This is a genomic window from Methanohalophilus sp., from assembly GCF_030156785.1.
Classification (GTDB): Archaea; Halobacteriota; Methanosarcinia; order Methanosarcinales; family Methanosarcinaceae; genus Methanohalophilus.
The window spans coordinates 56207-82004 of sequence record NZ_JASGLW010000008.1 but is presented as its reverse complement, the minus strand read 5'-3'; the positions used below and the strand labels follow the sequence as shown (position 1 = coordinate 82004).

Annotated in this window: 29 protein-coding genes and 2 pseudogenes; 18 read left to right on the top strand and 13 right to left on the bottom strand. The window is 41.3% G+C overall.

The window, feature by feature from the left end:
• Positions 1-85 precede the first annotated feature (85 nt).
• The 8 genes and pseudogenes from PWQ49_RS05915 (at position 86) to PWQ49_RS05880 (ending at position 7257) form a co-directional block, all read left to right on the top strand.
• Positions 86-544, top strand: a complete 459-nt coding sequence (locus tag PWQ49_RS05915; protein ID WP_300608943.1) for a 30S ribosomal protein S15 — start codon at positions 86-88, stop codon at positions 542-544.
• Positions 545-771: 227 nt separating this feature from the next.
• Positions 772-957, top strand: a pseudogene (locus tag PWQ49_RS05910) (glucose-1-phosphate thymidylyltransferase); the annotation flags it as partial.
• Positions 958-974: 17 nt separating this feature from the next.
• Positions 975-2300: a DHH family phosphoesterase gene (locus tag PWQ49_RS05905; RefSeq protein ID WP_300608941.1), complete on the top strand. Its 1326-nt coding sequence runs from the start codon at positions 975-977 to the stop codon at positions 2298-2300.
• Positions 2297-2542, top strand: coding sequence for a KEOPS complex subunit Pcc1 (locus PWQ49_RS05900; protein WP_363321822.1), 246 nt, complete (start codon positions 2297-2299; stop codon positions 2540-2542). Before PWQ49_RS05905 ends, PWQ49_RS05900 begins: the two co-directional genes overlap by 4 nt.
• The gene (locus PWQ49_RS05895; RefSeq protein WP_300608940.1) at positions 2539-3099 is read left to right on the top strand and encodes a uracil-DNA glycosylase; all 561 of its coding nucleotides are present in this window, start codon (positions 2539-2541) and stop codon (positions 3097-3099) included. The genes PWQ49_RS05900 and PWQ49_RS05895 overlap by 4 nt, the downstream gene beginning before the upstream one ends.
• Before the next feature lie 4 nt (positions 3100-3103).
• Positions 3104-4267 (top strand): PAS domain-containing sensor histidine kinase, encoded by a 1164-nt coding sequence (locus PWQ49_RS05890; RefSeq protein WP_300608938.1) that lies wholly within the window; start codon positions 3104-3106, stop codon positions 4265-4267.
• A 741-nt stretch (positions 4268-5008) separates the two neighbouring features.
• Positions 5009-6517: a serine--tRNA ligase gene (locus tag PWQ49_RS05885; protein WP_300608936.1), complete on the top strand. Its 1509-nt coding sequence runs from the start codon at positions 5009-5011 to the stop codon at positions 6515-6517.
• Positions 6518-6630: 113 nt separating this feature from the next.
• A complete protein-coding gene (locus PWQ49_RS05880) occupies positions 6631-7257 on the top strand; it encodes a 30S ribosomal protein S3ae (RefSeq protein WP_300608934.1) in 627 nt (208 codons plus the stop codon).
• Positions 7258-7296: 39 nt separating this feature from the next.
• Here the strand turns inward: PWQ49_RS05880 and PWQ49_RS05875 are convergent, their stop codons facing one another.
• From PWQ49_RS05875 to PWQ49_RS05865, 3 genes are read right to left on the bottom strand one after another with little or no spacing between them, the layout of a single operon-like run.
• On the bottom strand, positions 7297-9009 hold the full coding sequence (locus PWQ49_RS05875) for a glutamate--tRNA ligase (RefSeq protein ID WP_300608932.1): 1713 nt from the start codon (positions 9007-9009) through the stop codon (positions 7297-7299).
• 29 nt (positions 9010-9038) lie between these two features.
• Positions 9039-9338, bottom strand: a complete 300-nt coding sequence (locus tag PWQ49_RS05870; RefSeq protein WP_300608930.1) for a hypothetical protein — start codon at positions 9336-9338, stop codon at positions 9039-9041.
• The gene (locus PWQ49_RS05865; RefSeq protein ID WP_300608928.1) at positions 9338-10063 is read right to left on the bottom strand and encodes a fumarylacetoacetate hydrolase family protein; all 726 of its coding nucleotides are present in this window, start codon (positions 10061-10063) and stop codon (positions 9338-9340) included. The genes PWQ49_RS05870 and PWQ49_RS05865 overlap by 1 nt, the downstream gene beginning before the upstream one ends.
• A gap of 175 nt (positions 10064-10238) precedes the next feature.
• On the opposite strand from PWQ49_RS05865, the gene PWQ49_RS05860 reads away from it, so the two are divergent.
• Complete coding sequence (locus PWQ49_RS05860) at positions 10239-10565, top strand: hypothetical protein (protein ID WP_300608926.1); 327 nt, start codon at positions 10239-10241, stop codon at positions 10563-10565.
• 5 nt (positions 10566-10570) lie between these two features.
• On the opposite strand, the gene PWQ49_RS05855 is transcribed toward PWQ49_RS05860, so the two are convergent.
• From PWQ49_RS05855 to ahbD, 10 genes are all read right to left on the bottom strand, one after another.
• A complete protein-coding gene (locus PWQ49_RS05855) occupies positions 10571-11350 on the bottom strand; it encodes a dihydroorotate dehydrogenase electron transfer subunit (RefSeq protein WP_300608924.1) in 780 nt (259 codons plus the stop codon).
• Positions 11350-12249: a dihydroorotate dehydrogenase gene (locus PWQ49_RS05850; RefSeq protein WP_300608921.1), complete on the bottom strand. Its 900-nt coding sequence runs from the start codon at positions 12247-12249 to the stop codon at positions 11350-11352. Before PWQ49_RS05850 ends, PWQ49_RS05855 begins: the two co-directional genes overlap by 1 nt.
• A gap of 5 nt (positions 12250-12254) precedes the next feature.
• Positions 12255-13184, bottom strand: coding sequence for a hydroxymethylbilane synthase (gene hemC / locus PWQ49_RS05845; protein WP_300608919.1), 930 nt, complete (start codon positions 13182-13184; stop codon positions 12255-12257).
• A gap of 14 nt (positions 13185-13198) precedes the next feature.
• A complete protein-coding gene (gene hemL, locus PWQ49_RS05840; RefSeq protein ID WP_300608917.1) occupies positions 13199-14464 on the bottom strand; it encodes a glutamate-1-semialdehyde 2,1-aminomutase in 1266 nt (421 codons plus the stop codon).
• A gap of 65 nt (positions 14465-14529) precedes the next feature.
• Positions 14530-15507 carry a porphobilinogen synthase gene (gene hemB, locus PWQ49_RS05835; protein ID WP_300608915.1) on the bottom strand — a complete coding sequence of 326 codons (978 nt, stop codon included), beginning with the start codon at positions 15505-15507 and terminating at the stop codon, positions 14530-14532.
• 14 nt (positions 15508-15521) lie between these two features.
• A complete protein-coding gene (gene hemA / locus PWQ49_RS05830; protein ID WP_300608913.1) occupies positions 15522-16796 on the bottom strand; it encodes a glutamyl-tRNA reductase in 1275 nt (424 codons plus the stop codon).
• Complete coding sequence (locus tag PWQ49_RS05825; RefSeq protein WP_300608911.1) at positions 16793-17488, bottom strand: bifunctional precorrin-2 dehydrogenase/sirohydrochlorin ferrochelatase; 696 nt, start codon at positions 17486-17488, stop codon at positions 16793-16795. The genes hemA and PWQ49_RS05825 overlap by 4 nt, the downstream gene beginning before the upstream one ends.
• A 14-nt stretch (positions 17489-17502) precedes the next feature.
• Positions 17503-17973 carry a siroheme decarboxylase subunit beta gene (gene ahbB, locus PWQ49_RS05820; protein WP_300608909.1) on the bottom strand — a complete coding sequence of 157 codons (471 nt, stop codon included), beginning with the start codon at positions 17971-17973 and terminating at the stop codon, positions 17503-17505.
• The gene (gene ahbA / locus PWQ49_RS05815) at positions 17963-18418 is read right to left on the bottom strand and encodes a siroheme decarboxylase subunit alpha (RefSeq protein ID WP_300608907.1); all 456 of its coding nucleotides are present in this window, start codon (positions 18416-18418) and stop codon (positions 17963-17965) included. Before ahbA ends, ahbB begins: the two co-directional genes overlap by 11 nt.
• Before the next feature lie 231 nt (positions 18419-18649).
• Entirely contained in the window at positions 18650-19630 is a 981-nt protein-coding gene (ahbD, locus tag PWQ49_RS05810) for a heme b synthase (RefSeq protein WP_300608979.1), read from the bottom strand.
• On the opposite strand from ahbD, the gene PWQ49_RS05805 reads away from it, so the two are divergent.
• The 9 genes and pseudogenes from PWQ49_RS05805 (at position 19593) to PWQ49_RS05770 (ending at position 25766) form a co-directional block, all read left to right on the top strand.
• Positions 19593-19739 carry a hypothetical protein gene (locus PWQ49_RS05805; RefSeq protein WP_300608985.1) on the top strand — a complete coding sequence of 49 codons (147 nt, stop codon included), beginning with the start codon at positions 19593-19595 and terminating at the stop codon, positions 19737-19739. The two genes, ahbD and PWQ49_RS05805, sit on opposite strands and share 38 nt — an antisense overlap.
• Positions 19740-19814: 75 nt before the next feature.
• Positions 19815-19934 carry a CcmD family protein gene (locus PWQ49_RS08330; protein ID WP_363321821.1) on the top strand — a complete coding sequence of 40 codons (120 nt, stop codon included), beginning with the start codon at positions 19815-19817 and terminating at the stop codon, positions 19932-19934.
• Entirely contained in the window at positions 19931-20320 is a 390-nt protein-coding gene (locus tag PWQ49_RS05800) for a cytochrome c maturation protein CcmE (protein WP_300608905.1), read from the top strand. Before PWQ49_RS08330 ends, PWQ49_RS05800 begins: the two co-directional genes overlap by 4 nt.
• 24 nt (positions 20321-20344) lie before the next feature.
• The gene (locus PWQ49_RS05795) at positions 20345-21202 is read left to right on the top strand and encodes a polyprenyl synthetase family protein (protein ID WP_300608903.1); all 858 of its coding nucleotides are present in this window, start codon (positions 20345-20347) and stop codon (positions 21200-21202) included.
• A gap of 14 nt (positions 21203-21216) precedes the next feature.
• Positions 21217-22395 (top strand): annotated as a pseudogene (locus PWQ49_RS05790) (radical SAM protein).
• 274 nt (positions 22396-22669) lie between these two features.
• The gene (gene ahaH / locus PWQ49_RS05785; RefSeq protein ID WP_300608901.1) at positions 22670-22996 is read left to right on the top strand and encodes an ATP synthase archaeal subunit H; all 327 of its coding nucleotides are present in this window, start codon (positions 22670-22672) and stop codon (positions 22994-22996) included.
• Positions 22989-24929, top strand: a complete 1941-nt coding sequence (locus PWQ49_RS05780) for a V-type ATP synthase subunit I (RefSeq protein WP_300608899.1) — start codon at positions 22989-22991, stop codon at positions 24927-24929. Before ahaH ends, PWQ49_RS05780 begins: the two co-directional genes overlap by 8 nt.
• Before the next feature lie 3 nt (positions 24930-24932).
• A complete protein-coding gene (locus PWQ49_RS05775; RefSeq protein ID WP_300608897.1) occupies positions 24933-25166 on the top strand; it encodes a V-type ATP synthase subunit K in 234 nt (77 codons plus the stop codon).
• Positions 25167-25214: 48 nt separating this feature from the next.
• Complete coding sequence (locus PWQ49_RS05770; RefSeq protein ID WP_300608895.1) at positions 25215-25766, top strand: V-type ATP synthase subunit E; 552 nt, start codon at positions 25215-25217, stop codon at positions 25764-25766.
• Positions 25767-25798 lie beyond the last annotated feature (32 nt).

Here is a 25798-nt window from a genome sequence, read left to right as displayed (position 1 = left end):
GCTCCACTTCGCCATTGGGACAGCTCTCCATTGTTCCTATCAAATAACACTATATCTTATAATCATTATATAAGGAGTAAATTGTATGGCAAAAATGCACACCCGCAGGAAGGGTAACTCAGGGTCTACAAGGCCTGGACGCACAGAAGCTCCAGCTTGGTCCATGTATGACGCCGATGAAATTACAAATATCATTCTCGACTTATGGAAGCAGGGAAATTCTACAAGTGTAATCGGGATGATCCTCAGGGACAACTATGGCGTACCCGATGTCAAAGTTGCCACCGGTAAGAAAATTACATCTATTTTGGCTGAAAATGACAGTGCTCCAAGCCTCCCGGAAGATCTGTACAACCTTATTGTCAAAGCTATCCGGATGAGGAAACACCTTTCAAAGAATCACAAAGACGTCCACAATGGTCGTTCACTGCACCTTACAGAAGCTAAGATTCGCAGGCTTGTGAAATACTATAAGGCAAACAAGGTACTGCCTGCAGACTGGAAATACAAACCAGAAACTGCAGAAATGCTTATTACAAGATGATACGGCTAGCAGGTCGTATCCATTTTTTTATTTTGTTTCGTGAAGTTGCCTAGTGGTAGCTTTGATCCGAGATTTTCTTGTAATTAAAAATCAATTATTTTGAAGTACCGACAGAACGCCCCACGTCTGAAAAAATAGGAGCTTTTCATTAGCAACATATAAATTATTAGAAAGACCTGTATACATCATGAAAGCTATAGTGCTGGCCGCAGGGGAGGGGCAAAGATGCAAACCTTCGACATGACGGTAAAAGCATAAAAGTGATGATAAAGGGTAAACTGGTTGATTCAGGCAGGAGAAAACTTGGAGTTATTATGGGAAATGATGTCCATACAGGAATCAATACCAGCATTAACGTGGGTTGTGTCATGAAGAAAGGAAGCAGTACAAGACCTGGTGAATCAGTACACTAATTTGTGAGGGATTTTAAGTGGAAGGTCTGGAACAAATGGAAGAAATGGCATCAATGGTTGCTGAAGTCATCAAAAACAGCCATCTAATTCGGGTGATATCACACAATGATGCAGACGGTATCACCTCTGCAGCTATTATTTGCACTGCACTGCTCCGTGAAGGAAAGATATTCCACACAACTATACTCAGCAGACTGGATCAGGAAAGTATTGAGAGAATAAAACCAAGTATAGCAGATAGTGATGTTGTAGTATTTTGTGATATGGGAAGCGGACAGCCAGAAATCCTGAAAAACATTTCCAATGATATCGTAGTCATTGATCATCATGTCCCGGTTGGAGAATCTTCGGCTAAAGCTACAATAAACCCTCACTATGCTGGTATTGACGGCGCAATTCATATGTCTGCATCCACCTCAGCGTATATGGTTGCAAGAGCCATCAACCCTAAAAATATTGATTTGGGAGGGCTGGCAATTGCTGGGGCTGTTGGTGACAAGCAACTTTTCAATGACGCCAACGGAAAAATTTTGGAAGAAATCATCGAAAACGGAATTATATCCATACGCAAAGGTCTTAAAGTTGGAGACGGAGATATTGCCGAAGTCCTGATGAATTCTGTTGAACCCTATCTTGATATAACTGGAGACAAAAATAAAATTGAGAATTTCATTGAAATACTTGGAGTTTCAGGAGATATCGAAAAACTTGATGAAGATAAAACAAAAAAACTCACATCCGCAATTGCATTGAAACTCACAAAGCGTGCAAGCCCTGAAGCTATTGATGCTACCATAGGGGATATTTATCTCCTGAATAATGAAATTGTAAAAAACGTATATGATCTGGTTGACATTGCAAACTGCTGTGGGAAACTGGATAAAGCATCCCTTGCACTTTCTGTTTGCATGGGTGACGAATCTGCGCTTCCTGAAGCACTTCAGATAACCAAAGAATACAAGAGCAAACTTGTTCAAATCATCCAAAATGCAGAATCGCTTGTGAAAGAAAAATCCGCGATTCGTTATATCATAGCTGATGACATGGAAGCAACCGGAATTATTGCCGGCACACTAATACGATATGTATATCCAGATATGCCACTTGTTACCTTGAACCGTGTTGAAGATGTTGTAAAAGTTTCCGGTAGGGGAACACGTGCACTGGTAAACAAAGGACTTGATCTTGCGGCATCCATGCGAGAGGCAGCCGTTTCAGTGGGCGGAACCGGTGGAGGGCACAACATTGCATCAGGTGCAGCAATCCCCCCTGAAAAAGAAGAGGAGTTTCTAAAAATCCTTGATGGAATTACAGCCAAACAACTTGGGGGAATTAAAAGCTGAAAATATCAACTACCTTCGAACTTCTTGATGATAACAGTAGAAAAGTAGAGAGATTAGCTTCTGCATTGTGCCCGGACAATCTTCCCAATATGTCTACTGAAATCACTGAAGAGAAAATGAAAATTCATATTGAATCTGAAAAAATTACTTCATTAATAGCTGTGATGGACGATCTTCTTATAAACGCAAAGATTGCCGACGAAATGCTTGAAATTAAAAACCATAGAGAAAATGAGATATGAAGTACGCTTCACTGGAAGAACTGGAACAGCAAATCTCGAGTTGCACACGTTGTCCGCTTCACAAAACCGCGACCCAAAAAGTTATTCGGAAAGGTTCCAATAATCCTGCAATACTATTTATCGGGGAAGCCCCAGGCAAAAACGAGGATGCAACAGGTGTGCCATTTTGTGGTAGAGCCGGCAAAATGCTTGATAATATAATAGAATATATGGGACTCGATGACGATAAGTGGGCGGTCATCAATACTATCAAATGTCGTCCTCCTAATAACCGGACCCCAAATAAAAAAGAACTTAAGGAATGTAGACCATTTCTTGAAATGCAAATAGAATTACTTGATCCAAAGCTAATTGTACTGCTTGGGAATACTGCAGAAGCCGCATTTGTAGGGAGAGGAAAACTTGAATGGGGTAAGTGCAGGGAAATTAGTGGGAAAAAAGTGCTTAAGCTATATCATCCTGCTGCATTGATGTATACAAGGAGTAGGATCGCGGATCAACATCAATTCATTGCTGAAAATCGTAAGCTATGGGAAAAATATTCCAAAAGAAGGTGATACCTTGGATAATTACAATATTGAAAAAAGTAGTTTCAGTGATGAAGAAATAAAAGAGCATGAGCGATTTATCGAGAGTTTGAAAGGATTCCTTCTGCCCCCTATAAATCTTGTGTGTTCTTTTCAAGCAGGAATCTTGCTTATTGACGCACATACCCACAAGATTATAGACGTAAACCCTACAGCTCTCAAAATGATTGGTCTTCCCAAAGAAAAAGTTGTTAATCAAATTTGTCACAAATTCGTTTGTCCTGCCGAAGAAGGAAAATGCCCTATTACAAACCTTAACCAGGTTTTGAATAATACTGAGAAAACACTTCTGCAAAAAGATGGAAAAGAAATACCCATTCTGAAAACCGCTGTATGGATTACACTGAACGGTCGGGAGTGTCTCGTAGAAAGTTTTCTGGACATTTCTTTACAAAAAGAAAACGAAGAGAAGCTAGGAGTTGCAAAGCTTGAAGCAGAGATTGCAAATCATACAAAAAGCAAGTTCCTTGCAAATATGAGCCATGAAATCAGAAGACCACTAAACTCAATTATTGGTTTTTCAGAGATTCTACTATACAAGAATGAGGGACAGTTCACTGAAAAACAGGTGCATTACATTAATAATATTTTAAAGAGCGGAAAGTACCTTCTGGAGCTTATTAACCAGATCCTTGATCTTTCAAAAGTTGAAGCCGGCAAAATGGAGCTAAGTACAGAGGATTTCGAGTTTGAAGCCGTAATAAACGATGTCAATATAATCATTTCACCTCTTGCAATGAAGAAAGGTATCAACCTAAATTATAATGTAAGTCCTGAAGTTGGAGTAATAACAGCAGATCGTACAAAACTTAAACAAATACTTTTTAACCTGCTAAGCAATTCTATAAAATTTACACCATCTGGTGGAAATATAGACGTTAAAGTAACTTCTATTGAAGATGGAATACAGGTACAAGTTTCAGATACCGGTATCGGTATAAAAGAAGATGATTTAGAAACTATTTTTGAACCATTTAAGCAACTTGAAAATGCATCAGATTCCTGTTATGCTGGAACTGGACTTGGCCTCCCGTTGGTGAAAAATTTTGTGGAACTTCACGGAGGTACCACAAAAATAGAATCAGAAGTCGGAAAAGGAACTACGTTTTATTTTACAATTCCGCAGAATGTGAAATAACGGGAGGTTTCCTGTGAGCAAGCACTCTTTGGTAGATCTCGGCAATTACAACAATCCCAAAGATGGTGCATGCCCATACGAAAAATCCTATTGATGCATAAGTTAGGAACTGTAAGAATGCATTTGTTCCTGTTACATCCAGATTAATTCCTACTAATGGTAGAAATTGTACTAATTCCATCCCAGTATATGTAAAAACGTGCAAGAAAAAATAGAAAACAACAGTTAACAAGAATACAGCTGCTATTTGATAACAAATGGCTGGACTTTTAAAGGCATATTTGTATTGATTACTTTTAATGGTCATAGGGGATCAGTCATACTTAATAATATATAGGTAGCCCATTTGTCTATATAAATTTAATTTGAGTTATTAATTATGAACAATATTAACCATTAACAATATTAATAGTGTAGAATTTCATATTTACATAATAAATCCTGACAAATATTTACACGCTGGTGAACAGACTAAAAAGCTATTGATGCGAAGAAGCATCATCCTGTATTACGAAAATATTTTTATTAAACGTCAAAATTTAAGGAGACGAAAACTTACCAATTGTTTGATTAGTTCCCAAAATCGTTAATATATAGAATTTCAAAACTTTAAAATGCTTAAATATTGTACAATATTTTCCCTGCCACAAAGCCAAAAACAAGATATATTATACCTGTAGTAACATTGGTCCAACGCAAGGGTTCTTTACGCTCACATAACATCATTTAGAGGAATATATAATGGAGTTGGAATTCAGGCTGAAAGCCGCATTCAAAACAAGCGCAGACCCGACCACTGCACGGGAAGCCATTGAGAATTTTATCAATAATGACGCTGTCGCACTGCTTTCAAAAGGTGCCCCAAAAGGCGAGGAAGCAAAGATAGAAAATTGGGAAATTGGTAGCGACAGGATTAAATTTACAATCACCTCTGGCAGGTATGTCCGTGCACACGATGCAATGATTCGCCTGCGTCGCCCATTGGCTGCAAAGCTCGGCAAACAATTCCACATCGGAATTCGTGGGATTGAAGTAGATGATTTCACCATCAGCATGGAATCCGAAAAGGATCTGGGCAGCCTGAAGATTCCACATGTCAGCAGCATGGAATACACAGACGGAAAACTCATCCTCCATCTGGATATAGGTGAAAGTGAAATGGAAAACCGTGTCCCGGACAGGATTCTCACACTAATGGAAGACAAAATCCGTGAGAAGAGCTACGGTGCCAAGGGTGAACACTGGGACCTGCTCTGGCAGAGTGAAAAGAAAGAAATCATCTTTGACAAGGACCCTACACAGGAAATGATGCGACTGGGCTGGCTCAAGCGAGGACCAAGCAGGGGACAGTGGATTCATGGTCCGCAGTCAACCAAATTGTTCAGGACATTTGAGAAAATCGTTCTGGAAGAACTCCTTGAACCCCTCGGATACAGAGAAATGATCTTCCCGAAACTCATCCCGTGGGAAGTCTGGAAGCGTTCCGGCCACGCAAAGGGCGTTTACCCTGAAATTTACTACGTCTGCCCCCCAAAAACAAGGGACCCTGAATACTGGGAAGAAGTCGCAGACTATTACAAAGTTACCCATGAAGTTCCAACGAAACTCATCAAAGAAAAAATCGGCGAACCTATAGGCGGCCTTTGCTATGCACAGTGTCCCCCCTTTTGGATGTTCATGCAGGGAGAAACCATTCCCACCGATGAATTCCCAATAAAAGTCTTCGACAGGTCTGGTACCTCTCACAGGTATGAGAGCGGGGGTATTCATGGTATGGAAAGGGTTGATGAATTCCACAGGATTGAAATTGTCTGGCTTGGGAACAAACAGCAGACCATTGAAGCCGCAAATGAACTTCACGAGAGATATATGCACATCTTTAATGAGATTCTTGAACTCGAATGGAGAAAGGCATGGGTTACTCCATGGTTCATGGCACAGGAAGGGCTTGAAGGCATTGCTGAAGAACGCGAAGCTGGAACCACAGATTATGAAGCACCATTGCCTTACCGTGGAGAAGATGGTGAATGGCTGGAATTTCAGAATGTAAGCATAAACGGCAACAAATACCCATCCGGATTTAACGTCAAATCACAATCCGGAGAAGAACTTTGGTCAGGGTGTTCAGGTGTAGGGCTGGAACGCTGGACATCTGTATTCCTTGCACAAAAGGGCCTTAATCCTGAGAACTGGCCGGAGGAATTCAGGAAACGCATTGGGGAAATGCCAGAGGGGATTTCTTTCCTCTGAAAATATAACCGATTTGTTTATATATGGACATGTACACTATAGGCAAGCCATTAACAAATAACCCGATTACAGCTTGATTAACGAACTATCACACTCATACCGGAGGAAATTACTTGGCAAGGAAAGTACAGAGAAAACTGGACAAATGGAAAAACAAAGAATGGTATACTATTGAAACACCTGAATTTATCGGAAGAAATGTCATTGGAGTAACCCCTGCAGATGATTCTGAAAAACTGCTGGGACGTGTTGTTGAAACAACTGTCGGTGACATCACAAATGACTTTTCAAAACATAATATTAAACTGCGTCTTGCTGTAGATAACGTAAACGGCAACGTGGCAAACACAAAATTCATCGGCCATGAAATCACAACCGATTATCTGCGCTCTATTGTAAAGAGGCAAACCTCAAGGATTGACGCAAACATTGAAGTAAAAAGCAAAGATGGACGCAAACTTCGCATCAAGCCTATAGCATTCACAGTAAAACGTGCCAGGACCAGCCAGATAAAAGGCATCCGTCGGATAATGGAAGAAACTGTATTAAAACGTGCATCTGAACTTAACTTTGAACAGCTTGTAGAGGAAATTGTCACCGGAAGGCTGGCAGCAAATATCTACAGGGCAGCAAAAATTGTTTACCCACTTAGAAGGGTAGAGATCAGGAAGACAGAGGTTATTCAGGTTCGCAGCAAAGCAAATTCCGCTGCAGAAGAAGCTGAAGCCGCCGAAGCCTGATTATTTTCCTTTTTTATTTTCCAAAAATGTTGTAGTTGCTCATTTATGAGCAAAATAAGCTACAACATTCTTGTCTTTTACTGATTCAATACGGCAGAATCCGAATCTTTCAAACTGAACCATTACATCAACCTGATTTGCAATGTCTGGTTCTCCATAACCATCAATAATTCCATCCGGAGAACGGACTTCTACCCGTACATACTCTTCCCCTACCCATTGTATTATAGGTAGACGGGACTTCTTGATCTCCTCAACCGAGTCACCGATGTATTTTGCAACAAAAGGATTTATGGAAACAACTTCTACATTGAAAAGATCCTTTAAACGAACCCTGTCTCCTTCCTTCAAGCCTTCGGCATCATTGCCGCTTACATAAACCATTGAGCCAACTTTAATGGTGCGATATCCTCTGTCTTCAATCGGATGAAGCCGTGGTTTGGCCACACATGCTTCGGAATTCTCGATTTGCATTTCCACGGGTTCCGGTACAAAGAAATACCTGTTGGCAATCGGATCAATGAGTTTCCTGTTCTCAGCGTAAAGAGATTCCATGCTGATACTGACATCAGTCTCACCTACACCCATCTCAATCATGAATTTACGTATAGCCTGTGGGAGAATACCCCGCCTGCGAAGTGCCCGCAATGTGGGAAGACGGGGATCGTCCCATCCTGAGTAAACACCTTCCTCAATTGCTTTCCTGAGAGAACTGGTGCTAAACTTCCCAAATTCGTGTATTTTTATGCGACCCCAGTGGGTGGTTTTGGGGTACTCCCATCCAAAGTAATCATAAATGTACTTCTGGCGTTTTTCACTGTCCATAAGGTCCTTGCCGCGTATGATGTGAGTCATACCAAGCTCATGATCCTCAATAGCCCCTTCAAAATCAAGAAGCGGCCAGACTACATACTTGTCCCCGATTTCCTTACGTGGATGAGGAGTTTTCACAATACGGAATGCTCCGAAATCCCGCAATGCAGGATCCTTGTGCTGGATGTCAGTCTTGATCCTGAGAACAGCAGTTCTATCCTCATATTCACCTTCAAGCATTTTGTGCCAGTGCTTCAGATGTTCCTCAGAAGGTAACTCCCTATGAGGACATGGGGTGGAAGAATCCTTGAATTTCTTGAATTCCTCAGCTGTGCAGAAACAGACATACGCTTTACCCATCTCAATGAGCTTTTCCGCATATTCATAATAAAGAGGCATCCTGTCAGAAGCTATAACCACCCTGTCAGGTTTGGCTCCCAGCCACTCACAATCGTCAAGATACCAATCATATGCTTTAAGCATTGGTCTTTTTGTCTGCGGATCAGTATCATCAAATCGTATGATAAAGGTACCGCCATATTTTTTCACATACTCGGAGTTGATAACTATGCCACGGGCACTGCCAAGGGTTGCCGGACCGTTTGGATTTGGGGCAAACCTCATTACCACTTTCTGCCCTTCTTCAACATCAAGAGGTTTGAGACCTTTATTTGACTCCTTTTTAGTATTCAGCTCTTCAATAAGCTCAGGAGCCAATTCCTCAAGACGTGCCTGCCATTGTTCAGGGGTTCCTGCTGCTACTTCTTCCACAACATTTTTAACCGCTGCCGAAACATCCTTTGCGTGTTGTCTGAGATGAGGACAAGTTCCCATCACTTTTCCCATCACAGCACCTACCTGAGGGGCTTGTCCATATTTAACAGCATTCTGGAAAGCAAACTTCTCTATTGTTTTTATGTCATCTTTGGTAAGAGTCATTGATATCTGCCTCAAATTCGGGAAATAAATTAAAATTCTGCACCCAAATCCCGTATCATTGATGCCTTTTCAATGATACTGGTGATCTGTTCCTCAAATCCTGAAAGGAATTCCTCAGTCCTATCCCCGGCTACTGCTCCATGTGTGGAAGGTTTAATCAATCCCTCCAGTTCCAAAACTCTCAGGGAATAACGGACCTTATGGGTAGGCATTTTAGTCTCTTCTGCTATTTTCAATATGCCTATCGGACCGTCTTTGATGACTTTTTTCAGAACTACAAGATGCCTTTGGGTTAATTCCAGTTCCTGATTTATCTGATCAAAAAGCATTATAGCACCTCATTTTCAAGTATACCCACACCTTCAATTTCAACTTCCACAACATCTTCCCTTTTAAGAGGACCAACCCCGGGAGGTGTTCCGGTTGCAATAACATCCCCTTTTTCAAGGGTCATAATTGAGGAAATAAATTCAATCAGGAAAGGAACATCAAAAATCAGGTTTGAAGTCCTTGAATCCTGCTTTGTTGAGCCATTTACCCTGCAGGAAATACTCACATCCTCAAAGTCAAAATCAGAAGCTTCAACAATGAAAGGACCCATGGGAGCAAATGTATCAAAACTCTTGGCACGGGTCCACTGCCCATCCTTTTGCTGCAGATCACGAGCAGTTACATCGTTAAAACACGTATATCCTAGAATAAAATCTTCAGCGTTTTCGTGCACGTTTCGACATTTCTCACCAATAACCACAGCCAGTTCCGCCTCATAATCAACTCTCTGGCTGATTGAAGGATATACAATGTGCCCCTTATGACCAATTACAGCAGAACTGGGTTTCATGAACAAAAGCGGTTCTTCTGGAATATCCATATGAAGCTCTTTTGCATGATCCCTGTAATTCAAACCAATACATATGATTTTTGATGGGATTACTGGAGGAAGAATATCCAGCATATCAATGTCATAAGACACATTGCTCTCCATGGAAGTTACAGTGTTTCCTTCCACTCTGGCATGGAATTGCTTATTGCCATCACTGAATCTTCCAATCATAATATTACTTCCGATATTGATGTTGCAAATGCTCAAAGCCGCAATTAAGAGATAGGAAATAAGTATAAAGCATTTTGGTTTTTGACATATCACGCTAATATTTATAGACAAATGCAAGAAAATAGGGGAAAATATTTGTGTTTAGAGACCACAATTACATATGGGGATTAAATGTATGGAGTGTTTCACCAAACATGATGCAATGAGCTTTGCTCTTTGCCGGGCCAAGCAACTTCCTATATCTGAAAAATATCGAAAAGCAATTATTCGCTGGATTGACACATATCTCAATCCGAAACTGATTGAATGTAAAATAATTGGACCTGATGACTCTACTGAAGGTTCATCCATAAAACAATATGCTGAAAAAGATCTGGAAATTACAATCCTCTTTGCGTCAAGGAAAGACAGGCAGGATTCGGAGATCATTCTGTTTGAAAGCCAGTTGCTGTTGCTTTTTAACCTGATACTTCACGATATTGAAGACAAAAGAGCATCGTAATTTATTCAGAACTTGTATTTGCCACCGGTAGGTCCTCTGGCGTACTGCCCAAACTCGGAATCTTCAAGAAGTTTGCCGTTGAATACAGGACCGTCACGACACACGCGCAGGCCCAACTTGTCCATGCAACAAGCTCCGCAGACACCAATCCCACATTTGAAATAGCGATGCATACTGAATTCCGCATTTTCATGTATATTTTTGTCCTGAAGTATCCGAAAAACACGATACATCATAATTTCAGGTCCACAGACATGTATCCTGTGATACTCCCCAAGATCAACATCTAACAGCAGATCAGTCACAAAACCGCATTTTCCTTCTGAACCGTCATCTGTGGCTATAAGCAGGTTTCCTGTTTTATTGAAGCGGTCTCTGAAGAGAAGTTCATCCCGGCAGCGCGAACCAAGGAAAATATCAACGTCAGCACCGATATTTTTAGCTTCCTCGGCCAGAGGCGCCAGGGGTGCTGAGCCAACCCCTCCTGCAATTATGAGAATTTTTTCATTCGGCGAAGGCAGTGTAAACCCATTTCCAAATGGACCACGCAGTCCCATGAAATCGCCTTCGGATAGTTCAAACATGCGGGAAGTAGCATCCCCTACTTTCTGGACAGTTACGCCGTTCTTATAAGAAATCCCCATCGGAACTTCATCAACACCATGGACCCATACCATTGCAAATTGACCTGGAAGGGCATCGCTAAATTCCACATCAAACAGGAAAGTTCGGGTGGAAGGGGTTTCTTCAATAACTTCAATTATTTTTGAGTAAATGGGAATCATTAAATCCTCCGGTGGGTCAAACCCACAATTTCTTCTACTGAAGAATAACCGGCATCTTCAAGGAAAGTATCAATACCTCGAGCGATGTCACCTAATACATTAATTGATTCATAGACCGCAGACCCAACTTCCACAGCAGATGCACCTGCCATTATCATCTCAATGGCATCCTCCCATTTTGAAATACCACCGACCCCTATTATTGGCACATCAAGTGCGGCGTAAAGATCATAAACACATTTAACTGCAATCGGGCGGATAGCGTCACCTGAAAGTCCTCCAAAGCGGTTTCCAAGAACCGGATAACCCGAATAAATATCGATTGCCATCCCACGCACAGTATTTATTGCCACTATAGCCGACGCTCCTGCATCCACTGCTGCCTGTCCCACAGAAACAATATCCGTTACATTTGGAGTGAGTTTCACCCATACTGGAACATCAACCACATGACAAACCGCAGCAGTAATAGCCTCGACAAGGCATGAATCAACACCAATTGATGCTCCATAGCCTTCTGCATGTGGACAGCTGACATTGAGTTCAAAAGCCGCAGGCGATTCTCCCATTAAGCCCTCCGCAACCTCAACAAACTCTTCTGCATTCCCGCCAAAAATGCTTGCAATAACAGGGACATCACTCTTTTCCACAGCTATCCTGAGTTCTTCTGAAAATTCAGAATAAGATGGATTAGGGAGTCCCATGGCATTCAGATATCCAAAATCAAGTTTTACCATGGAAGGATTTTTGTGACCTTTTTTGGGGCGGGGACCTATGGATTTGGTCACAATCCCCCCTGCACCGGATTGTGCCATCCGGCTTAGGGATGCTCCGGTCGTTCCCATAATACCTGAAGCAAGGATTACAGGATTTTTCAGGTTAACTCCGGCAACTTTCATATTGTTCATCCCACTTTGGAAATACCCAGCCGTTCCACAGCTTCATACACAAGATCCCGGCCGCCAAGATCAGCAAGCTTTTTCCCTAGTTCAAGTGCATGTTCCCTGTAATCATCGACCGGTATTTTCTCATCAATCCGAATTGTACGATCACCGTCCAGTGAAATAACCTCCGCACGAATGTGGATCTTCTTTCCATTGCGGATTACTTCAGCAAAAGAACCTATGGGAACAATACATCCACCTTCTACATCCCGTATAATAAGACGCTCCACTTCGGTGGCTAATCTGGATTCCGCATGATCTATCTTATTACACAATTCTTCCGCCATTTCACCAGCTCTTGTCACCACAGCAATAGTTCCCTGATTGGCTGACGGGCAAAAGTCCTTGGGATCCAGTGGCTGAGCATTCATTTCCCAACCCATGCGTTCAAGACCTGCTTTAGCCAGCAGTATGCCGTCATACTGACCTTCGTTAAGCTTTTTGATTCGTGTGTGAATGTTACCCCTAAGCTCCTTGATTTGTAAATCAGGACGATAGCGTAAAAGTTGTGCCCTGCGACGCATGGATGCTGTGCCGATTACAGAACCCTCCGGGAGTTCATCTATTTTCAAGCCATCCTTTGTCAGAAGCACATCATAGGGGGAATCGCGTTTGAGAACTGCCGCCAGTGCCAGACCTTCCGGACGCTGGGTAGGAAGATCTTTCATGGAATGTACCGCAATATCCACTTCACCTGCAAACATTCGATCATCAAGTTCACGGACAAAAACACCCACCCCACCGATTTCGTGTAGGGGGCGATCTGTAAATGTATCTCCTGTGCTCTTGATAATTTCACGCTGAATGTCCACGTTGAATTCTGCAAGCAATAATTCAACCCTCTCCGCCTGCGCAAGAGCGAGCTCGCTTCCCCTTGTTCCAAGAATCAAATTAATACACCGCCTCACTGAAGGCACTTTTCATAGGCTTCGAATGTGCGTTCCAGATCATCTTCTGTATGTGCAATGGACAGGAAATTTGTTTCAAACTGGGATGGAGGGAGGAATATACCTTGATCCAGCATCCTGTGGAAAAAACGTAAGTATCCTTCTTTGTCGCATTTCAGCACATCCTGATAGTTGAGGGGGTTTTCCCCGAAAAATATTTTGAACATGGAAGAAACACCGGAAACACTATAATCGAGTTTTTTGTCATCTAGGATCTCAGACAAACGTGATCTCATCATATCACCAGTACTGTTGAGCTTTGAATGAATATTTTCTGCTTTCATAATGTCAATTGCTGCATGACCGGCAGCTATTGAAAGTGGATGACCACTAAAAGTTCCTGCCTGGTAAACCGAACCAGATGGTGCAATCATTTCTATGATTTCACGTTTTCCTCCGAATATTCCAATTGGAAGACCACCACCTATTATCTTGCCGAGTGTGGTCATATCGGGGGTCACACCATAGTATTCCTGTGCACCACCCATAGCAAGCCTGAAACCGGTGATTACTTCATCGAAGATCAGCAAAACGTTATTTTCTTCGGTAAGCTTGCGGACTTCCTGCAAATATCCATCTTCAGGAAGAATTGGACCTACATTACCCATTACAGGTTCAAGAATAACAGCCGCAATATCATCATTGGAAGTTATTAAGTCCGCCATTGCCTCGATATCATTGAAAGGAACCTGAAGAGTATGTTTGGTGAAATCTTCCGGAATTCCAAGGGAATCCGGCTTTCCAAGGGTAGATGCACCTGAGCCGGCTTTTACAAGGACAGCGTCATGAGCTCCGTGAAAACCGCCTTCAATCTTGATAAATTTGTTTTTACCGGTAAAGCCACGGGCAGCACGAATAGCACTCATTGTGGCTTCGGTACCTGTGGAAACAAAACGGAGCATATCAATACTTGGATAGAGAGACGCAATTCTCTCCGCAAGGCTGAATTCAATCTCTGTGGGTGTCCCATAGATCCATCCCTTATCAAGCTGTTTTTCAATTGCCTCCTTCAATAACGGATGTGCATGTCCAAATATTGCAGGACCGTAAGCGAGACAATAGTCAATATAACTGTTCCCATCGACATCTATAATGTGGCTTCCTGAAGCTTCTTTTGTGTAAAACGGATAAGGTTTAATAGCACGCACCGGGCTGCTCACACCACCTGGCAGATATTTCCTGGCGGTTTCAAACATTTTCTCTGATTTTGAAAGTTTAACCATACTCAAATCACCATTATTTCTGTAACATCATGTTAAATCTTAAATTTGACAGGAATTACAGATTTTCAATCTTGTAACATCATTGCAAGTTCCTTTGCAAAATACGTGAGAATCATATCCGCGCCAGCACGTTTAATTGACAGGAGGGATTCATACATTGCTTTATCGCCATCCAGCCAGCCGTTGGCTGCAGCAGCTTTTATCATAGAATATTCCCCACTGACATTGTAAGCGGCTGTAGGCATTCTGAATTCATCCTTAATCCTGCGGATAATATCAAGATAGGGTAGCGCCGGTTTGACCATTACAATATCAGCACCTTCCATGATATCAAGCTCAACTTCACGTAATGCCTCATTCGAGTTAGCAGGATCCATTTGATAAGTAGAACGATCTCCGAAGCTGTAGCCAGAATCTGCCGCGTCCCTGAAAGGGCCGTAGAAGCATGAACTGTATTTTGCTGCGTAGGACATTATAGGGATATTCTCGAAGTTTTCATTATCCAGGGAATTACGAATCGCGCCAATCATCCCATCCATCATCCCTGACGGAGCCACCATGTCTGCACCGGCCCTTGCATGACTCACTGCAATTTGGCCTAGTATCGGCAATGTTTCATCATTGATGACGTCTTTTGATTTTAGATCAACAATTCCACAGTGGCCGTGGGAGGTATATTCACACATACAGACATCGGTGATTACAAGGAGATCTTTTCCCAGTTCTTCCTTGATTTCCCGGGTAGCCTGTTGTACAATATCCTCATCACCATAGGCACTACTGCCCACCTCATCTTTCTTTGAAGGAATGCCAAAAAGAATTACCCCGTTTATTCCGAGATCAGCGATCGCCTTTGCCTCATCTGCAACTTCTGATAGAGGAAGACGCATAATACCTTCCATGGAACGAACTTCTACAGGGGAATCAGTGTTTTCGTCCACGAAAATTGGATATATAAGATCATCAACTGAGAGCTTTGTCTCGCGCACAAGATTGCGGATTTTACCGGATCTTAATCTTCTCATTCGAACATTGGGAAACATACATCTCATCCATATTACTGATATTTATCCTTTTCATCATTTCCTTGATAAGGTTTGAGATCAAACAATTGCGATACCGAATCAAGGAAATCCTCATCATCATATTCCGCCGCACGGCGAAGGGATTTTGTAGGTCCTGCAAGCAGTTTGTTTGCAATGGCACGTGTAAGATCGTCAAGTACGCTGAGTTCAATTTCGCCTAACGTATGATAAGCACTCAGACGATTTATTGCCTTGTCAAGTTCTTTCTTTCTCAGTTCGTATACCTGACTGTAAAGATCTGAAATAAGGGCATCAGCTTTCTGTTGTTTATATTTGGAAAGCAAGAGGTTGTATTCTTCCTCAATAATAAGTTCGACTTTTTTGGCTTCCTGAAGCCGCATCTGAAGATTGCGCTCATTAATTACACGCAGACTGTCGATATTGCGAAGAATTGCACCCTCAACATTTTCCACATCCGGATCAATATCACGGGGACTGGCAATATCAATGAGGAGAAGTTCATCCGAGCGACCCCTTATTGCTTCCTCAACAACTTCTCTCTTTAGGACATAATGCGGAGCTGAAGTTGCACTGATAATCACATCCGCGTGTTTTACATAATCATGAAGTTGTTCAAAACGGACTGCTTCCCCACCTATTTCACTTGCAAGGGCACTTGCTTTTTCATAGGTTCGGTTTGCGAGGTAAACAACATTCATATCCTTGTGGGCAAGGGCACGGGTTACAAGTGTACCCATTTCACCTGTACCGATTACAAGAATATTACGTCCTCCAAGTCCATTGAGGATATCTTCCGCAAGATCTACAGCAGCAGATGCAATTGAGACCGCACCGCGATTTATCTTTGTCTCTGTCCTGGCACGTTTGCCTACTTGGATAGCTTTGCTGAAAGCCGTCTCAAGCACTTTACCAATTGTGCCTGCTTCTTTTGTGGCGACGAACATGTCCTTGATCTGACCCAGAATCTGGTCCTCCCCTATTATCATGGATTCAAGACCACAGGCAAGCCTCAGCAGATGCCGAAGAGATTCATCATGATCGTAAAAATCTACGATCTTAGAGGAAACCCCCATTTCCTTTGCAAAGTGGAAAAGGACACTACTTCCCTTTGGAGACACCACATATATCTCCACACGATTGCAAGTCTTTAGCACAGCACACTCAGAAACAAGTTCATGAGAATATAATTTTGTGAGCAATTCATTTAGCTCTCCTTCCCATGCACCTTCCATTTCTTCAACCGTTGCCTTTGAGTGGCTTATAACCAGACTTGAGATTTCTGTCAAAGGGCGCCTCCTTTGAATAGAGAGGTATTATGATCTTCAAAGTGCTTCAACATTATATTATATGCTATATTATATGCTGTTTCATAGGAAACGGTAAATGCATCCCATATTTCTTTGTTTTCAAGGATTTCCCATAGAATAGCTTTTCTTTCCGATTCTTCACGAACCTTTTCTTTAAGAATGCTGCGACATTCCTCCTGCAATTTAGCCATTTGCCCGTAAGCAGGCGTAATGACTTCCTCAAGCTTCAGACGAATATATTTAGAAAGAGCAGGACTGCTTCCTGTAGTGGAAATTCCCAAAATAACCGGATCCTGCCTGATTACAGAAGGGATTATCAGATCACCTACAAAGTTTACTGCATTTATAAGAGCACCTGATTTTTCTGCCAGATCCCCTATTTTCTCATTGAGCTCTGGATTATTTGTTGCAGTTATCACAATAAACGAATCTTTAACAAATTCCTTGATCTGGTTTGCTGTGAGATCTGAAATGTCTGAGTTTATCAGTTTTATCTCGCCTTCTTTTGAATATTTATGCAGTACGTCCGTAAAAGATGTACTAATAACAGTAACATGAGCAAAATCCTTGAACAAAAGAGCTTTTCTTTCCCCTACTTTGCCTCCGCCAAAGATAACGACTTTTCTTGAAGACATATCTATGAAAAGGGGAAGATATTTTCTTTCAGGCATCCATATCACCAGAGTTATAACCTTACGCCGGTCTTTTTGAACTCACGCTCGCTGAAAAGCAGGGAATAATCATCAATACCCACAGCTTCAGATATTTTTTTTGCTATTTCAATACATTCATTCCTGTTATAGGAATGTACCATTGTGTACATATTATATGGCCAATTGGGATACCGGGGTCTTTCATAGCAATGTGTGACTTCCGGGAAAGACGACATGATTTTACCTACCTCTTCAACCTTTTCATCCGGAACATTCCAGACACACATAGCATTGGCAGTGATGCCAATATTCCTATGGGCAATTGATGCACCAAAACGGCGAATAAAACCGTTCTTTTGCATGTCAACCAGTCGATCCACAACTTCCTGCTCGGAAATCCCTAATTTTTCTGCAATGTCTTCAAAAGGAGAAGAAGAAAATGGAATGCCGTCCTGGGTTAACTTAAGGATGAGATATGAAATTTCATCAATTTTATCGGACATTAAACATCACCCCGATTTTAAAAAGGCGTTTTGTAGGAAGATCAAGCATTGGAAGACCAGTTTTGCTGCGGATATCTTCAAGGATCTCAGCAAGAGTTTCCTTATCCTTAGCAGAGACCGTAAACCAGAGATTATATTCGAAGGGCCTCAGATAATTATGAGATACTTCAGGATAACTGTTAACAAGGGATGCAACCTCGTCCAAAAGATCTTCAGGAACACTAATGGCTACAAGGGTACTGGAACCTCCAACCCTGCGTGTATTGATTACCGGACCAATGCGTCTGAGTGCACCTTCGGCATTTAACCGTTTAAGCCTGTCAAGCAACTCGGATTCTGGAATACCAAGCCTCTGGCTCAATATCCTGTATGGATGAATATCAAGAGGAAAACCCATCTGGATTTCGTTAAGTATCTCTTTATCTTTCTCATCAAGATCAATCATGCTAAATGCCTACTGCTACCACAATATCAGGAAAGACAGATTTAGTGATGCAGTTATGAATTAAAAAGGTATGGTTTAGATAGAAAAACTGAACAGAATAATAAGTCAGAAAGTCAGGATAAATACCATTAACTGATGTGCACTCGACCACTTTATAATGCGTGAAGTTCAAAACTGAGCCAGTTCCAACAGATCAAGTCGTTAGATAAAAATCAAATATGTATTCCAATTTCAATGTGGAACATAGATGCAATAAGGTTCCTCTGCAAGGTAGTCACCTGTAGCGGCATAAGCACGAGCGCGACAGCCACCGCAGACATTCCGATACTCGCATTTTCCGCATTTTCCTTTGAGTAAGTTGTAATCCCTCAAAGAATTAAACAACCCGGATTCTTCCCATATTTTCCGGAAACTTTCCTTGCGGATATTTCCAGCCACTATAGGTAGATATCCACATGGTTGTACATCTCCTGTACTGGATACAAAGCAGAAACTGATTCCTCCAAGGCATCCACGACTCAGAGCTTCATAACCAAAGTTATCCACATTTACTTCAAGGCCTTCCTGAGAAGCACGTTGTCTCATGATACGGAAATAATGTGGTGCACAGGTTGCTTTTAGCTCCAATCCTGCAGTTTTTCTCTGATCATAAAACCACCTGAGTACTTTTTCATAATCCACCTGCGGGATTTCCTCATCAACTAGGGATTCGCCCCTACCTGTGGGCACAAGCAGGAAAATATGCAGAGCTTCTGCTCCTATTTTTTTCGCTAGCTCCAAAATTTCCGGAATTTGGGAAAGATTACGTTTAGTAATTGTAGTATTAATCTGAAAACCTAAGCCCTCTGCATTGAGAGCTTCAATTCCTTGCATGGCTTTTTCAAATGCACCGGGAACACCGCGGAAACCATCGTGGGTTTCTGCAGATGAACCGTCTATACTGACACTTATTCTTTTGATTCCAGCATCTTTCATCTTTTTTGTAACTTTCCTGTCAAGCATGGTACCATTTGTAGCGAGCACTACACGAAGCCCTTTTTCAGTACCATATTTTGCAAGATCGTAGACATCGTCCCTGACAAGCGGTTCTCCTCCACTCAGGATCAAAATAGGAGAGCCCATTAAAGCTATTTCATCAATAAAATGCAGAGCTTCACCAGTTGACAATTCATTCTTGGCTGAACAATCAGTAGAGGAACCCCTGCAATGCAAGCAAGAAAGATTACATCTGGAAGTCAATTCCCATGCAATAAGACGCGGAGGTTTTATAGTTGATAACATGACACTTGATGCCTCTTTTGAATTTGAGACTGTAATTTAAGTAACACTATTAAGCATCAGATATAAATATGTCCATAGTTACTTGTCTTAAGAAAGATCTTAAAGGTACGTACGAATGGATGCACTTTATATAGCTTTTTTAATTATTTTTGGGACAATACTTTCTTATATTATCTCCCTAGTTCGAAAGCGTTCACAATTACGTAACGAAATAGAAAGGCTGACTCAAAAATGACTCTTACAAAACGCCAGAAAAAAATAGTAATTGCTCTTGTGGCGGCCGCAATTATTGCTGTAACAGGTCTATGGGGAATAGATACCAACCAGCAGTATTATACAGTTTCCCAGATTCTTGAAGAACAGCATAAATACACAGGAAAAAATATCAATACAATGGGAATCATCAACAACAACAGTTTGATACTTGAACCCGGAAAAATCTCATTCCTGCTGCAGGACACTGAATATCCTGCACTGACTATAAGTGTTGAGTACACCGGCGACCTGCCGCCAAATCTTAAAGAGGGAAAAAGCATCAGCCTTAGTGGTAGACTTGAAGAAGATGGAACAATTTATGCAAATCAGATTGTAATGGGGTGCCCCTCAAAATATTCAGAGTGAAAACGAAAAAATTCAGAGGTCAGGATGAATATTGAATCATGGGAAGAATTCCAACAGATAAACCAAGCAATTACCCGGTTTACCGACGGGATTGAAGATGGAATATATCTTAAGGAAGCAGTGTCCCATATTTGTAATTCAGGCGGTAAAAAGATACGCCCGATAATGTTACTACTCTCAGCCGAAGTCTGTGATGCTAAAATTGAGGATGGTCTTGACGCTGCACTTGCAATAGAACTCATCCATTCAGCATCCCTCGTACATGATGATCTTCTGGATATGGGAACAATTCGAAGAGGTATAGAGACCACCAACGAAAAATACGGCAATGGAATTGCAATGCTTGCAGGAGATTACCTTATATCAAAATCAATTGAACTTCTTGCATCATATAAAAAAGAAGTAATTGCTGAATTCGGAAAAGCAGGAATGAGAATGGCAGAGGGGGAAGTTATAGACATCAAAGGCTTTTCAGAAAAGCAGTGGAATGAAGAAAAATATTTTCGATGCATTCGAAATAAGACAGCATCGCTTTTTGCAGCCAGTACTGCCATGGGTGCATATGCTGCTGATGCGGATGAGGACAAAGTTGCCTGTCTTCGGGAATATGGAGAACGCGTTGGAGCGGCATACCAGATCCTTGATGACCTATTGGAATACAGAAAAATACTCAACGACAAGCACTCCATCCAGCATTCAACCGGACTTGTGGAAATATACAGCATGCACATGAATTCAGCAGATGCAATGAGAAAAGTTGAAGAGCGCGTTCATGAAGAAGTTAATTTTGCTAACAGTTTGCTAAAAAAATTCCCGGACTCCCCTGCCAGAGATAAATTATTCCAGATTACTGAATATGCTACATTTTGCATGCTTCCTTAAGGAGATTTGAAGAAATGCGAGTTTATGAAAAACCCATGATTAAGGTTAATGCAGAACTGGAAAATGGCAAAGTAGTCCTCAATACAGAGGGAGTGTTTTCAACACTGGCAAAACCCATAATATCGAGGATAAACAGGATTTTCTAGGAAGAAAAACCAATTTATTTCGATGAAGAAACACTAATATTTTCCACATGGATACCACCCATACCAGGCGAAGCATTCAACCGTATGATTAGTGCAGAGATTGCATCTATTATGAAAAAGCGCGTCCCTGACCAGTTTTCTATTGCGATCACTGACCGATGTCCCAACCGCTGTATTCATTGTGGTGCAGACGGTTTTGTTACTGATAAAGAACTAACTGCAGATCAGATTGTTAACACAATCGAACAGGCCATTGATCTTGGTTCCTACCTGATCTCTTTTGACGGCGGGGAAACAATGGTAAGGAATGATATTGTTGAAATAGCTCAAAGGGTTGATTCTCAAAAAACCATCAATACCTGTTTTACTTCCGGCTTTGGACTGACCCAAAAAAGGGCACAGGATCTCAAGAATGCGGGGATGTATGCAATGCGAATAAGCATTGATAGTCCCGAGGAAGAGGAACACGATCGCATACGTGGTCGCAAAGGAGCCTTCAGAGATGCTATCGAAGGTATTAAAAACTCACTTGATGCCGGTATGCTAACCGATATGTTCGTGGTTATTTCACCTGACAATATTGATCAACTTGAGGATTTTTATGGGATGGCAGAAAGTATGGGCATGCACGAGATGTCCATTTACGAAATAATCGCAGTGGGTAGATGGCTTGAGCACGAAGATGAGGTTATTACCAAAAAAGATGTGAAACATCTTGAAAAATTCCAAAAGAACAAAAACCATATGAATGGCGGACCCAGAGTCACAGCATTCCCATATTTCATGGGCCCCGAAATGTTCGGATGTTTTGCAGGACGCAGATGGATGCATGTTACCCCTGCCGGTGAGGTTATACCCTGTGCATACACACCACTTTCATTTGGGAATGTTAAGGAAGAAAGCCTGGCAGATATCTGGAAGCACATGGGTAAGCACACAGCTTATCGTTCAAATGCTGAATATTGTATGATGAGATCCCCCTCTTTCAGGGAACGTTATATTCACACAATTCCAAAAGATGCAAAACTCCCCATTCGGATTAAATAATTCCTCCGGCTCTGTAGAAGATCATACAAACGGAAAAACTCTAATCACAGAGGCTAGCCGGCACACATATCCTCAGAGAAGAGTGTACCCTGTGGTTATGTGTAAAATATAAGATTCTACTTTTTCTTAATCCTTTTTTTAACAGCTTTAAGTATGATAAATTATGAACATTTCAGCATCAAAAGACCACTTACCGAATAGTTTATATGTAAGTTTGCTATAGGGTGTGTGAAATCGTGCACTATTACCAATCACAGATTTAATGAGGGTTCACATGGCCAAAGATAAAATCTTATCTGAAATAAAAGAAGCAGAGCAAAAAGCTGCCAGAATGAGAGAGGAAGGCCTGAAAAGCAAAAACGAGAATATCGCGAAAGCACGGTCTGAAGCAAAAGAAATTATAAAACAGGCAGAAGACGAAGCTGAAGCCTCTGCAAAGAGCTTACTGGAGTCTGCTCAAAAAACTATAAAGGCAGAATACGAAGCAGTTCTGGAAAATGGCAGCAAGGATATAGAGAAGCTTGTACAAAAGGCCGAAGTGAACATGGATAAAGCCGTAGAGTACCTTATCGAAGAATTTGAGAGGACAATCTATGCTTAAGCCCCAATCTATGAGTCGAGCCGTTATTGTAGGACATAAGAATGTCCTGAATAAAACGGTAGATACACTTCACAATACTAATATATTACATATTGAGGACTTCAATGAATCTGAGTCCACGTTTAAAATAGGCAAACCTTTTGAGAATGCAGCTGATGTGTCAAAGAAACTTGTCAAACTCAGGGCCATATCCAGTTACCTTGGTATTAAGCCAAAAGAAGTACCTAAGCAGAATGCTGAAAGACTTTGGATGGAGCTCGATGAAAAATTGTCGGCACTTGAAAGTGAGCTCAACGAAAAAACCGACGAAAAGGGGGCACTTGAAAATCGTCTAAAGGATCTGGAAGCCCTTCAGAAAGACCTAGAACCTTTAACCGGAATACCTATTAGTTTAGAGAATTACAGTGGTTATGAAAGCATAGCTGTATTTGTAGGTATAGTCAAAGAAGATGTTAGATCTGCAATCTCAGAAATAACAAATGAGTTTGAACTTGATTACGATTCACAAAAGAATGTGATTGCACTTTTTGTAAAGAAGGAAATGGAACAAAGTATTTCAAAAGTGCTTTTAGAATTTGAATACCGTGAATTGAAAATTCCAAAACTTGAAGGAAAACCTGCTGAACTTATCAGCAATGCAGAGCAGGAAAAAACAAAGATACTCTCCCAGATAGAAGCTATCGATAGGGATATTACCAGTATACGAGAAAAATACTCTGATTTCATTCTTGCAACTGATGAAATCCTTTCAATTGAGTCACAAAAATCTGAAGCTCCGCTGAGATTTGCCACATCTGAACAAAGTTTTGTTATAGATGGATGGGTGCCTTCAAAAGATTTTGAGAAATTAAAAACTACTGTTGAAAAAGCAACAAACGGGCATGTTTTTGTTACTGAACAGGAAGTGAAGATTAAGGAAGAAGAGAAGAGCATACCAATAGAGTATGATAACCCCAAGATATCAAGGCCTTTCCAGGCGATTATGGATCTTTATGCACGCCCACGTTATACAGAACTTGATCCTACGGTACTTGTATTCATCGCATTCCCGCTGTTTTATGGCATGATCCTTGGAGACATTGGCTATGCACTAATATTACTCAGCCTTGCACTTGGTATTAAGAAGTTTGTCAAGATCGAGGGGCTTGTTCCATTAATGAATGTACTGATATACTGTCAAATCAGTTCGCTGATTTTTGGTCTCCTTTATGGAGAAGTCCTTGGATTCTCACTGGCAAGCTTGCATACTGAGCATGGGGTCGTCGAGGGCCTTATACCGGGATTCGAAACTATTACATTATTTGAATCACCCATTGCAGGAGAGGTAATAACATATCCTATCCACAGAACTCACATGGCTACTACAATGATTTTGATAAGCATAATCATTGGCATAATTCACATAAATATGGGCTATATACTTGGATTTATTAATGAATATAAAAAACACGGATTGCCGGCAGCCGTACTTGAAAAGGCAAGCTGGTTTATTGTAGAAATCGGAGCTGGCCTTATCGCACTTGGTGCTCTTGGATATATGCCAGTGACAATTGGAGCAGCTGTATTATTGATAGGAGTAGTGATGCTGGCTAAAGGGGAAGGTATTAAAGGACCTCTTGAACTTCCAACCCTTCTCAGTAACACACTATCATACTCCCGTATCGCAGCTGTTGGATTATCGTCTGTTTATATTGCATCAACTGTCAATCTCATTGCCTTTGAGATGCTGATGCCTGAGAAGTTTGGTATTATGACATTTGTTGCAATAATCGTCTTCCTAATAGGACATGCAATAAACACCATCCTGAGTATCATTGCCCCCGGATTACATTCACTCAGGTTGCAGTATGTCGAATTCTTTACTAAATTCTATGAAGGCGGGGGCAAAAAGTACAATCCATTCGGATATAAAAGAAAATACACGGAGGAATAAACTATGGTCGGAGAAGAATTAACAACAATGGACCCATCAGGGTTAAAAGCAATTGGAGCAGGACTTGCAGTTGGACTTGCAGGAATTGCATCCGGTCTCGGTGAAAAAGACATTGGTACCGCAGCAGTAGCTGCAATGACCGAAAAGGAGGAAATGTTCGGTAAGGGTCTGATCATGACCGTTATTCCGGAGAGTATCGTTATCTTCGGTCTTGTTGTTGCATTGCTTATCAAATAAAAGTGGTTTAAGAGCATTTTCGCTCTTACCTTTTTGAAGGTGAAAAGCATGGGACTCGAAACGGTCATAAACGATATTATGGAAGTTGCACAGGCCGAAGTTGCCAAGATGGACGCAGAAGCTGAAACCGAAGTATCCCGAATACTTGAAGATGCAAAAGAGGAAGCAAAGCGGATCAAAGGTAACATACTTGCAAAAACTGAAAATGATATCGAAAAAATGCGGAACCAAGCCATCTCCAGTGCCAATCTGGAAGTTAAACGAAGAATGCTCAATGCTCGCAAAGAACTGCTTGAAAAAGTCTACTCTAAAGCTGCCGATTCGATAGCATCATTGACTCCTTCAAAAAACGAAGAGTTGCTGAAAGCTATCATTGATCAGTATCAGGAAAATGGTACTAAAATATATTCGAATAAAGACTCTGAAGAACTCGTGAAAAAATTATCAACGCTTGAATATGCAGGAAATATCAACTGCATTGGAGGAGTTGTAATTGAAAACGATGATGGTACAGTTCGTTTTGACTATACCTATGACAGTATTCTCAACGATGTTAATGAGCGTTCATTGAAACAGATTTCTGACATTTTGTTTGGGTGATTGCCAGATGCGCCTATTGGAAAAATTCCGGA

Bases quoted from the DNA above. Each gene is read 5' to 3' on its own strand.
- PWQ49_RS05915 (WP_300608943.1), top strand. From the start codon at position 86: ATGGCAAAAATGCACACCCGCAGGAAGGGTAACTCAGGGTCTACAAGG.
- PWQ49_RS05895 (WP_300608940.1), top strand. From the start codon at position 2,539: ATGAAGTACGCTTCACTGGAAGAACTGGAACAGCAAATCTCGAGTTGC.
- PWQ49_RS05885 (WP_300608936.1), top strand. From the start codon at position 5,009: ATGGAGTTGGAATTCAGGCTGAAAGCCGCATTCAAAACAAGCGCAGAC.
- PWQ49_RS05875 (WP_300608932.1), bottom strand. From the start codon at position 9,009: ATGACTCTTACCAAAGATGACATAAAAACAATAGAGAAGTTTGCTTTC.
- PWQ49_RS05870 (WP_300608930.1), bottom strand. From the start codon at position 9,338: ATGCTTTTTGATCAGATAAATCAGGAACTGGAATTAACCCAAAGGCAT.
- PWQ49_RS05865 (WP_300608928.1), bottom strand. From the start codon at position 10,063: ATGATTGGAAGATTCAGTGATGGCAATAAGCAATTCCATGCCAGAGTG.
- PWQ49_RS05860 (WP_300608926.1), top strand. From the start codon at position 10,239: ATGGAGTGTTTCACCAAACATGATGCAATGAGCTTTGCTCTTTGCCGG.
- PWQ49_RS05855 (WP_300608924.1), bottom strand. From the start codon at position 11,350: ATGATTCCCATTTACTCAAAAATAATTGAAGTTATTGAAGAAACCCCT.
- PWQ49_RS05850 (WP_300608921.1), bottom strand. From the start codon at position 12,249: ATGAAAGTTGCCGGAGTTAACCTGAAAAATCCTGTAATCCTTGCTTCA.
- hemL (WP_300608917.1), bottom strand. From the start codon at position 14,464: ATGGTTAAACTTTCAAAATCAGAGAAAATGTTTGAAACCGCCAGGAAA.
- hemB (WP_300608915.1), bottom strand. From the start codon at position 15,507: ATGTTTCCCAATGTTCGAATGAGAAGATTAAGATCCGGTAAAATCCGC.
- PWQ49_RS05825 (WP_300608911.1), bottom strand. From the start codon at position 17,488: ATGCCTGAAAGAAAATATCTTCCCCTTTTCATAGATATGTCTTCAAGA.
- ahbB (WP_300608909.1), bottom strand. From the start codon at position 17,973: ATGTCCGATAAAATTGATGAAATTTCATATCTCATCCTTAAGTTAACC.
- ahbA (WP_300608907.1), bottom strand. From the start codon at position 18,418: ATGATTGATCTTGATGAGAAAGATAAAGAGATACTTAACGAAATCCAG.
- PWQ49_RS08330 (WP_363321821.1), top strand. From the start codon at position 19,815: ATGGATGCACTTTATATAGCTTTTTTAATTATTTTTGGGACAATACTT.
- PWQ49_RS05800 (WP_300608905.1), top strand. From the start codon at position 19,931: ATGACTCTTACAAAACGCCAGAAAAAAATAGTAATTGCTCTTGTGGCG.
- PWQ49_RS05795 (WP_300608903.1), top strand. From the start codon at position 20,345: ATGAATATTGAATCATGGGAAGAATTCCAACAGATAAACCAAGCAATT.
- ahaH (WP_300608901.1), top strand. From the start codon at position 22,670: ATGGCCAAAGATAAAATCTTATCTGAAATAAAAGAAGCAGAGCAAAAA.
- PWQ49_RS05780 (WP_300608899.1), top strand. From the start codon at position 22,989: ATGCTTAAGCCCCAATCTATGAGTCGAGCCGTTATTGTAGGACATAAG.
- PWQ49_RS05775 (WP_300608897.1), top strand. From the start codon at position 24,933: ATGGTCGGAGAAGAATTAACAACAATGGACCCATCAGGGTTAAAAGCA.
- PWQ49_RS05770 (WP_300608895.1), top strand. From the start codon at position 25,215: ATGGGACTCGAAACGGTCATAAACGATATTATGGAAGTTGCACAGGCC.